Source organism: Moorena sp. SIO2C4, assembly GCF_010672485.1.
Classification (GTDB): Bacteria; Cyanobacteriota; Cyanobacteriia; order Cyanobacteriales; family Coleofasciculaceae; genus Moorena; species Moorena producens.
Genome location: NZ_JAAHGN010000140.1, coordinates 1 through 10,645, shown reverse-complemented (window position 1 = coordinate 10,645; position 10,645 = coordinate 1). Strand labels below are relative to the sequence as shown.

At 41.9% G+C, this 10,645-nt stretch carries 7 protein-coding genes; 3 read left to right on the top strand and 4 right to left on the bottom strand.

Annotated elements, in window-relative coordinates:
- Nucleotides 1-232: 232 nt before the first annotated feature.
- Both F6K20_RS10350 and F6K20_RS10345 read right to left on the bottom strand, forming a co-directional pair.
- Nucleotides 233-436: a DUF433 domain-containing protein gene (locus F6K20_RS10350; protein ID WP_008180552.1), complete on the bottom strand. Its 204-nt coding sequence runs from the start codon at nt 434-436 to the stop codon at nt 233-235.
- 864 nt (nt 437-1,300) lie between these two features.
- Nucleotides 1,301-1,480 carry a hypothetical protein gene (locus tag F6K20_RS10345; RefSeq protein ID WP_071986813.1) on the bottom strand — a complete coding sequence of 60 codons (180 nt, stop codon included), beginning with the start codon at nt 1,478-1,480 and terminating at the stop codon, nt 1,301-1,303.
- Between the two features lie 105 nt (nt 1,481-1,585).
- Here F6K20_RS10345 and pruA point away from each other — a divergent pair, with 105 nt between their 5' ends.
- Nucleotides 1,586-4,783 (top strand): L-glutamate gamma-semialdehyde dehydrogenase, encoded by a 3,198-nt coding sequence (gene pruA / locus F6K20_RS10340; protein ID WP_287294600.1) that lies wholly within the window; start codon nt 1,586-1,588, stop codon nt 4,781-4,783.
- A gap of 218 nt (nt 4,784-5,001) precedes the next feature.
- Here pruA and F6K20_RS10335 read toward each other — a convergent pair whose 3' ends face one another.
- Together F6K20_RS10335 and F6K20_RS10330 are read right to left on the bottom strand one after the other, a co-directional pair.
- Entirely contained in the window at nt 5,002-5,757 is a 756-nt protein-coding gene (locus F6K20_RS10335; protein WP_008180543.1) for a hypothetical protein, read from the bottom strand.
- A gap of 491 nt (nt 5,758-6,248) precedes the next feature.
- Nucleotides 6,249-7,028, bottom strand: coding sequence for a hypothetical protein (locus tag F6K20_RS10330; RefSeq protein WP_287264750.1), 780 nt, complete (start codon nt 7,026-7,028; stop codon nt 6,249-6,251).
- Nucleotides 7,029-8,037: 1,009 nt separating this feature from the next.
- Here F6K20_RS10330 and F6K20_RS10325 point away from each other — a divergent pair.
- Nucleotides 8,038-8,703, top strand: coding sequence for a methyltransferase family protein (locus tag F6K20_RS10325; RefSeq protein WP_008180535.1), 666 nt, complete (start codon nt 8,038-8,040; stop codon nt 8,701-8,703).
- 184 nt (nt 8,704-8,887) lie between these two features.
- Complete coding sequence (locus tag F6K20_RS10320; protein ID WP_008180533.1) at nt 8,888-10,504, top strand: glycosyltransferase family 39 protein; 1,617 nt, start codon at nt 8,888-8,890, stop codon at nt 10,502-10,504.
- Nucleotides 10,505-10,645 lie beyond the last annotated feature (141 nt).

Genomic DNA, 10,645 nt, shown 5'->3' with positions numbered 1-10,645 from the left:
CGGAATTATTCCCCCCCTTAGCATCACGGAAACCATTCCACAGCTCAAACCCCCATAGCATTGCACCGATTGAGTGGTCTCTGCTTTGGCACTGCCCACCCTACATCAATATTCTATTGTGATTAATTCGGGCGGTGGGCAGTGCCTACTAATGCTATCCCCAGCTGCTCTTATCTATCTTTGGCACTGCCCACCCTACATCTTAATGGGGTTAGGTAGATTTTTTAGGGAGCTATTGCATACATTCAATAGTAAAGGCAAAGATTGCTCGGATTGATTCTGTAGTTAGTGTTGGATAGCTCTCCAATATCTGTAACTCTGTCCAACCAGCAGCAAACAAGCCTAAAATAAACTCAACGGATAAACGAGTGCCTTTAACCACTGGCTTACCTAATAAAATGTTGGGATTTGAATGAATGTATTCTCTCCAATTCATGATGATTACTTTTTTGATTAGATTTATGGTTAATCTAGTTTATAGCATTTATCCAAAAATCAGCTTAGGTGCGCTTGACCTTGGCGAATTAAATTCGCCACGGGTCGCACCTGTCGTAAAGGATTTCATTAAGCTCCTTAACTTGATTGCTAGCAATATCTGCTTCGGCTCTGGCAATAAGGGTGTCTAGCTTTCCTGATTTTAGGTCAGATTCTAGCTGCTGGTCCCACCTATTATCGCGCATCATCTAAATAATTTTGTAAGCGGGCTGCCAGCTCTCGAATCTCGCTGTTCGGTAATTGTCGAATAGCTGTTTCGATTTCATCGAGGGTTAACATAACTAGTCTGTAAATGATGATTGATACTATCCTATAGCATTTTTAGTTTAAATGTAAACATAGGATTGATCTAAAAAGGGAGCAGTAAGTAGGGAGGAGGTAGTAGGGAAAAGGGAACAGAAAATAGGTAACACGTAACAAAAAATATTACAATTAATTTACGATTGCTATAACCAAAAAAAACTAGCTATATACTACACAGATTTTAATATATAAACTGTCAAATTTTTTATTCATAAATAAATGTAAATAATTTGAATTACCCCTTGCATTTTTTAGAGGATTTATCTATACTATAGAAGGTGACGACTGAAACTAATAACCGCGCTGGTCATAACTGTTAACCACCACCAGCGCGGCTTTCCTCCCACCTAAATAGGAGTTACTTCTATGATGACAAAAATATCACGATTATCAATCCCGGCTTTTCTATCAGCTATCAGCTATCAGCTATCAGCTATCAGCTATCAGCTATCAGCCATCAGCTATTAGCCATCAGCGAACAGCGATTAGCGCTACGCGCACGCTACGCGAACAGCCATTGGCCACAGGCCAATGGTTGAAAGCACCTCAAGTAGCGTGTGCGTAGCCCATAGGCTGACAGCTGAAAGCTGAAAGCTGAATGCTGATGGCTGAATGCTGATAGCTGATAGCTGATACCTGAAAGCTGAAAGCTGACGGCTGACTGCTGAATGCTTATGAGCAAATCCCTCTAAAGACTCAGGTCAGATATTGCTTTAACTAGAGAAAATAGAATATAATGGTTGTTTTATCAAAAACTGCCATAGTCTAGAACAGGAGTCTACTACCGGTGGTTATAGAAATCCCCAAAAGCACTTACGAAGCTAAAACTCAGGAAATTGCCAGAGAACTTCTAGCCGCAACTCGGGAGAAAGGTTCCTTTCTTGCCCAAATGCGAGACCAAATGCGGTGGGATGATAAGTTACTAGCCTGGGCAATGAGTAATCCAGGACTACGGGTGCAGCTATTTCGCTTCATCGATACCCTACCGGCACTGCTTAGCCAAACGGAAGTGGCTCGTCACTTTCAAGAATACCTAGGGGATGAGTCAGTAGAACTGCCTGCTGCCCTTAAGGGAATGCTCAATTTCACCAATCCTGACTCCATACCAGGACAACTGGCAGCCAAAACCATATCTGCTGCTGTAGCCACCCTAGCCCAAAAGTATATTGCTGGGGAAAATCTCAACCAGGCCCTGAAAACCATTAAACGCCTGCGAAACCAGAAGATGGCATTTACCCTAGATTTATTGGGGGAAGCAGTAATTACAGAATCAGAAGCTCAGTCTTATCTAGACCGCTATCTGGAACTGATCGAACAACTCACTGAGGCAGCCAAACAGTGGTCTACGGTAGAGGAAATTGACGTTGCTGATGGTAAATCCTTGCCATTAGTGCAAGTATCGGTTAAACTAACAGCATTCTACTCTCAATTTGATTCTCTTGATCCTCAGGGTAGCCAAAATCGGGTGTGCGATCGCATCCGTGAATTGCTCCGCCGTGCCAAAGAATTAGGAGCGGCGGTTCATTTTGATATGGAGCAGTATGAATACAAAGACATTACTTTCTCCATACTCAAAGACTTGCTGATGGAAGAAGAGTTTCGCCCACGCACCGATATCGGTGTTACCATGCAAGCCTATCTGCGAGACTCACAACAAGATTGTCAAGACCTGATTGCCTGGGCAAAACAGCGGGGTAATCCAGTAACCATACGCTTGGTCAAAGGAGCCTATTGGGACCAAGAGACGATAACAGCACTGCAAAACCATTGGCCCCAACCAGTATATAACCAGAAAGCCGCTACGGATGCCAATTTTGAGCGTATCACCAAGCTGCTGCTAGAAAACCACGAGTATGTCTATAGCGCTATCGGTTCCCATAACGTGCGCTCCCAAGCTTATGCGATCGCAATTGCTGAAAATCTCAATATCCCCCGCCGCTGCTTTGAGATGCAAGTCCTCTACGGTATGGGAGACCAACTCGCCAAAGCCTTAGTCAATCAGGGTCATCGGGTCAGGGTTTATGCACCCTATGGAGAACTACTACCAGGAATGGCTTACCTGATTCGGCGGCTATTGGAAAATACCGCAAATAGTTCCTTCCTACGACAAAGCTTAGAAGATAGACCCGTAGAGGAATTGATTGCACCACCAAAAGCGTTGCAGGTTGGCAGGTTGAAGGTTGAAAGTTCTGAAGGGTTGAAGGTTGGCAAGTTGAATAACGAACCGTTGCAGGTTGGCAAGTTGAAGGTTGAAAGTTCACAACCTGCTAACCTACCCTTCTCGAACGCCAAAGGCGAACAACCAACTAACCTTCAACCAACTAACCTTCAACCAACTAACCTTCAACCTTCCAACCTTCAACCTTCTAACCTTCAACCTCCTAACCTTCAACCCGATAACCTTCAACCTCCTAACCCATTCACCAATGCTGCAAATACAGACTATGCTCAGCTAGAAGCCAGAGAAAAAGCCAAACAAGCCTTACTTACCGTTCGCCAACAACTGGGTAAGACCTATTTACCCTTAATCAATGGGGAGTATCAGTCTACAACAGACACAGTAGATTCTGTTAATCCCTCTAACCCTAGGGTCGTGATCGGGAAAATTGGATTAATTTCTGTAGAACAAGCAGAATTAGCGATCGCAAAAGCTAAAGCAGTATTTCCCAGTTGGCGACGTACACCTGCAAGGGAACGTGCTGGTATTTTACGTAAAGCAGGAGACTTGATGGAACAACGCCGTGCTGAATTATCAGCATGGGTCTGTCTGGAAGTTGGGAAACCATTACGAGAAGCCGATGGAGAAGTCACCGAAGCGATTGACTTCTGTTATTATTACGCATCAGAGATGGAACGGCTCAGCGATGGATATAACTACGACATTGCTGGAGAAACCAATCGCTATGTCTATCAACCCCGAGGTATTGCTCTAGTAATTTCTCCCTGGAACTTCCCCATGGCTATTACTACAGGCATGACTGTAGCAGCCCTAGTGGCAGGAAATTGTACGCTACTCAAACCCGCAGCAAATTCCTCAGTGATTGCCGCAAAAATAGCTGAAATTTTAGTAGAAGCCGGGATACCCAAAGGAGTATTTCAATTTGTTCCAGGCAAAGGCTCAACCGTCGGTGCCCATATGGTCAAGCATCCCGATATCCATCTAATTGCCTTTACCGGTTCCCAAGAAGTCGGTTGTCGTATCTACGCCGATGCCGCCATCGTGCAACCAGGTCAAAAACATCTCAAGCGAGTCATTGCTGAGATGGGAGGTAAAAATGGAATTATCGTAGATGAAAGTGCTGACCTCGACCAAGCCGTAGCTGGAGTCGTCAAATCAGCATTTGGCTACAGTGGTCAAAAGTGTTCCGCTTGCTCCCGAGTAATTGTGTTGGAGCCAGTGTATCAGAGCTTCCTAAAACGGTTAGTTGAAGCAACGCGATCGCTTAACATTGGGCCAGCAGAAGCACCCAGTACCCAGGTCGGTCCAGTGATAGATGCTACTTCACGCGATCGCATTCGGGAGTACGTTGAAAAAGGACGTCAGGAAGCTAAGGTAGCATTAGAAATGCCAGCACCTGACACCGGATACTTTATTGGTCCAGTGATCTTTAACGATATCTCTCCCAACGCCACCATTGCCCAAGAAGAAATCTTTGGTCCAGTAGTAGCAGTAATGGCCGCAAAGAATTTCCAAGAAGCCCTTGATATTGCCAACAGTACCAACTATGCCCTCACCGGAGGCTTATATTCTCGCACTCCATCCCATATAGAACAAGCCTCAGCCGAGCTTGAGGTCGGTAATCTATATATCAACCGCAATATTACCGGTGCCATTGTCTCACGGCAACCGTTTGGTGGGTTCAAGATGTCTGGAGTAGGCTCAAGAGCAGGAGGTCCCGATTATCTAGTGCAATTCCTCGAACCCCGTACTATTACTGAAAATATCCAACGACAAGGCTTTGCACCCATTGAAGGAATGGAATAGTTTCTAGGTAAGCATTCAGCTATCAGCGTGTCGCGTATCAGCTTATGTGCGTCCCAGGGTCGAAGCCTGTGCCACAAAGCTGATAGACTTTTCTGGTGACTTTCAATTCTCATTAATCTATCAATATTAAATTCTCGCTTTTGAGGTTTATATTAAGCTGACCGCTGAGAGCTGACCGCTGAGAGCTATTCGCGTAGCGCATATGCTTACCTATGAACTTAGTAGGAAATCCCTCGATATTTCTTTTTAGACCGTTGTATAACAAACCCTTGAGCATCGGTCGGTAACTGGAGAAAAATAGCTTCCACTTCATAGCAAATCCCTCGATATTTCTTTTTAGACACCCGTTTAACAGATTGCTTAGTAATTTGCTGACAACTAGGATTCAGGTCGCCCTCAGCTTTTGGTGTATTGTTCTGGTCACTGACTGCTGTCTCAGAAACCACTTTCTCCTGATCGAGATTACCAGTAGGTACTTTTGGATTTTCGGGGGAATCAGATTCTGTCGAATTGTGCCAGTATCCGGGGTTTTGAGTTACTATCGAAGCTTCGGAAGCTGAAACATCATCTTCCGGGAGTGAATCAGGTAAAACTGGCGTAGGAAACTGGTTATGATTTCTGGATTCTTCACTATCAAGATGTCTAGGAGTTTCCGCTTCAGATCTAGCTGTTTTTAGTGATAAAACATCAGTGAATTTAGGTTGATCACTATTTATTGGTGAACTAAAAACTTTGTTGGCTAAACTTGCTTCTTTTTCCTCAATCCAAATTGTCAGATAATGGGGATGTTCTAAAACTAAATACAGAGGCCGAAATTCCTCACAGATTTCGCAACTACAACACTTTAAGGATTTTTTATAAGCATTTGGGGAAAGATCAAAACCTCTCTTGAATATTTTATTTTGGAAAATAATTGTAGATTCATCCAGCCACTGAATCTCTTGATTAATCTTTTCTTGATCAATTATTAACATTTGGGTAGTTTACCCCCTACTTGATCTATTTTTGGAAATAGCTGGTGAGATTGTGGCAATTTTGCTCTCAAAGTGTCAACGGAAGAATGTAGTCAATTGCGTCGCAGATTTGGCTACATCCTTGACCCAATATATTGAAAATTTATTTGATTAATCCTGGGATTTTGGGCATCGAGCTGGAGTCTTGCCCAGTCAATTAACGGTTTCACGCCTATGTGGGTAAAGACAAAGTATTTAGGATGGAGTAAATAATATCAATAACTATTATATCACAACTCAATTGATTTGTCAACCATAAAATGTAGCTACTTTGAGAATTAACCCAAGCTTCCTTGTCTCCGCTTCCAGAAATCGCTACATTTCTGTCTTGGTAATTGGGTATCTGATCATGATCTACTCTATTCAAATATAGCGTTGATCGCAGTTATGAGGTACACAATATTTTTTCCCGCTTCCGACTTCCCTCTTCTGACTTCCCTCTTCTGACTTACCTACTCCCGGGCAACCCAGGGCGTAAGTCCCTCACGGAAAGGAACCCCTCGATAGGTTTTTTTAGACCGTTTTTGATCCAATGCCTCAGAATTGGAAGCCTCAGAATTGGGAGATAACTCCGATTCCGGTAGCTGGCTCAAGACATCTTGCTCCTGGTAAGAAATTCCTCGATATTTCTTTTTAGACAGCCGTTGAAGAGATTGCTCCGTAATTTGCTGACACCTAGGATGCACATGGAATTCAGATTCCGGAATCTCTTGCTCCTGATTGAGATTACCAGTAGCTAATTTTGGAGTTGCTGGGGAATCAGATTCTGTCGGATTGTAACAGTATCCGGGGTTTTGAGTTACTATCGAAGCTTCGGAAGTTGAAATATCTTCCGGGAGTGAATCAGGTAAACCTGGCGTAGCCAACTGGTTATGATTTCTGGATTGTTTACCATCAAGATGTCTAGGAGTTTCCGCTTCAGATCTAGCTGCTTTTAGTGATAAATAATCAGTGGATAATGGTTGAGCACTATTTATTGGTGAACTAGAAACTTCGTCCGCTAAAGTTACCGGTTTTTGCTCAATCCAAATTGTCAGATAATTCGGAGGTTCTACTAGCAAATAAAAATTCGGATATTTCTCAGAGAGTTCGCCACAGAAATGAAAGGATTTTTTGAAAAAACTTTGGGAAATATAAAAACATATAGTGAATAGTTTATTTTGGAAAATAATTGTAGATTTATCCAGCCACTCAATGGTTTGACTGGCTTCTTTTTGATCAATAATAAACATAACATTTTGAAATTCCTTTACTTGTCTTGATGCAGTCGCTCATGGTTTGGGTTCTGTGTGCGGAACACCGCGATTCTCGGAGACACTAGGTGAACGAACCTTGCTTGTAAGCCCCGTGGAAACCACGCCAGTTGCTCATGGTATAAACCCCCAAGACCGCACTGGCTCCCGAAGACTGCCCTGGATCGCTGCTCCCTCCTCCCTAATCCCTGCTCCCTAAAACTAAGAGGATATCTGAAAAGTTTTTTGATATTGAATTTTGCCCCCCTAGCCCCCAATTCTGGGGGGAACAAGAATCAATTTGTTGGTAAAAGTCCCCCAAAATTGGGGGATTTAGGGGGCTTGAATGTAGCAAATGAGACTTCTCAGACAACCTCTAAGGAGGAAAGTAACTCACCCGATGGAAAACTGCTATAGGGTTTCTAAAGGTGCGCTTGACCTTGGCGAATTTAATTCGCCACGGGTCGCACCTAAATGATTCGTGAACGCCAAACTAGATGAAATTAGTATTTCAATAGGGTACTTTGTTCACAAATCAAATGTAAAAGCTCTAGTTAATCATAAATCATGATTGCATTAATCAGAGGATTTTTAAGACAAATTACTGATAAATACGCGAATTATTTTAAAAATAATGATAGCAAGTATATATTAATACAATAAATCATTATTTTTAAAATTCCTATTCGGTAATTTTTAATTAAAAAATAACAAGTTTACGTAGAATTGCGGTAGTGATATTACCTTTAATATAAGTAGTCGTATGCAATTAATTTTGACTAGGTAAATTATAAAATAGTGACCGGAAAACCTTGAACAGCAATGAATTGAGTAATTTTCAAAAAGTTAATATAGTTAATATAATTTATGTCCAGGTACTTAGTCACTTACTCCTGAACACTAAATTCAATCCACTGATAGACTGGTTAATTGTGGAAACACGATCAGAAATTTCCGTAGAATTACGGTAGTCACTTAGCAAGCCTTTAATCGAGAAGACACCTTACCTATGAAAATCAAGCACTTCATCAATCTTTCCAAAGGACTTACCGCTCCAGTAGTGCTGGGATTAATGGTTGTCTACCAGAATTTCACCCTTGGGCCATGGGTTTACCTAGCCCTCCATGGTACCTATGGGGTGATGTGGCTACTCAAAGACCGTATCTATCCAGACAAGCAGTGGGAGGAAGAAATACCGATTGGCATGGGAATTCTTGGCTTCGGAATACTAATGCTCTACTGGGTTGCTCCCTTTATTCTGATCAGGAGTGGTTCTGAGCCTCCCTTACCCCTGGTCGCTGCTGCCATTTCCATGAATATCATGGGAGTCTTTCTACACTATGCCAGTGATGCCCAGAAATACTATACTCTCAAGTATCGTCCTGGATTAATCACAGAAGGATTCTTTGCTCGCTGTCGAAACACAAACTACTTGGGAGAAATCCTGATCTACTCTGCTTTTGCCATGCTAGCTCAGCACTGGCTACCCTTTTTGATTTTGGCAGGTTTTATGGCAGGTATATTTATTCCCAATATCCTCAAAAAAGATAAGTCTCTCTCCCGCTATCCAGAGTTTGCTGACTACAAGGCTAATTCTGGATTACTACTACCACAGCTATTTTTAGCTACTACTTCCAATCCAAAAGATCCAGATTTTGCCCAAAAAAACAGGTAGTCACAAATTATAGCATTTATCAATTCGGTGAAGTACAAAGCACTGGGTTGTAGGGAGTAGGTAGTAGGGAGTAGGGAGTAGGGAGTAGACGTTAGGAATTAAGTACAAAAACCATTAACCTTTATATCTACAATATTTCTATCTAAAATACTGGTGAATGGAATCCCAACCACCAATTTAATATATGACGAAACCATCTAAGCAGTATTTTTCCCTAAGATGGCGATTTTTAATTATCGTCCTTTTACTGCTAGGAATCTTCTTCCGCTGCTTCAATCTAAACCATAAAATATACTGGCACGATGAGGTTTATACCTCAATTCGGAGTTCTGGCTACACTGGATATGAAGTAATTAAGGAAGTTTTTGATGGTAGGGTGATTGGTGTTGAAGACTTACAAAAGTATCAGCATCCTAATCCTGAAAAAGATTTAGGCGATACTATTCATGCCTTAGCTAAAAACCCAGAACATCCACCCCTCTATTATTTAATGGCGCGGTTTTGGCGGCAGCTATTTGGTGCTGCTGTCAATAACCCTAGGGGTTTATCTGTTCTGTTTAGCCTGCTGGTTTTCCCAGCTATCTATTGGCTATGCTTAGAATTATTTGAATCCCCTTTAGTGGCATGGGTAGCTGTGGCACTTTTGGCGGTATCTCCCTTTCATGTACTCTACGCTCAAGAAGCAAGAGAATATAGTCTATGGACACTGACTATTATCCTATCTTGTGCGTCTCTGTTACAAGCTATCCGCAAAACTAAGGATAGTAAAAAAGTAACACACTACCTCTGGTCATGGGTAATCTATGCTGTCACCTTGTCCCTTAGTCTTTACACATTTCTCTTTTCTATATTTGTTGCCATTGGGCATGGAATTTATGTCTTTATTATAGAACGGTTTCGCTTTAATAAAACTATTTTTGCTTATTTCATAGCATCTGGTGCCGGGTTTCTAGCCTTTTCCCCTTGGTTAGTTGTGGTGGTTACTAACTTAGCTGTCATTCAGCATAAAACCCATTGGACAACTATTCAAGTCCCTTTATCATTGTTGGTAAAAATCTGGGGGATAAACCTTAGTTTTATCTTTTTTGATTTTGGAATACCACTGGAGCATCCATTTACCTATATAATTCCACCAATTTTAGGAAGTTTTGTGGGATATGCAATTTATTTTATCTGTCGTTATACTACCCAGCGAGTTTGGTTACTGGTTTTAACGTTAATCGTTATTACTGCATTAGGGTTAATCTTACCAGACTTAATTTGGGGAGGACGACGTTCAGTGAGTAGTCGGTATTTTCTACCTTGCTATATCGGAGTGCAGCTGGCTGTTGCTTATGTAATTAGTATGTATATAACTGGGTCTCTATCCAGGGCTAACTTAATAAAGGCTAATTTAAGAACACAGAAGGTCTGGAAAGGAATAATAGCTGTGCTGCTTACAGGGGGAGTTATCTCTTGTGCTATTATTTCCCAAACAGAAATCTGGTGGAACAAGCAAGTTGGGGGTAACAATCCTACTATCGCTAGGATTATTAATCAAACTGATCGACCTCTGGTAATTAGCAATGTTTCTTCAGTGAATCCTGGGGATGTGATTTCTCTTAGTTATTTATTAAATCCTCAGGTAAAATTTCAGTTAGTCATTCCCCCTAATATTCCCGATATTCCTCAAGGGTTTAGTGATGTGTTTCTATTTTATCCATCTGAAAATTTGCAACAAGGACTTGAGGAAAAGTATAGTACTAAAATAGAGTGGTTTGATGAGTCGAGTGTCAAGCCCCTCGGTAAGTTAAGGCTTTAAGTATAGCGGTTTTAAATTAGGTGAGATACAAATCCTTGGGTTTTAGGGAACAGGGAACAGGGAACAGGGAACAGGGAACAGGGAACAGGGAACAGGGAACAGGGAACAGGGAACAGGGAACAGGGAACAGGGAAGAAAGAA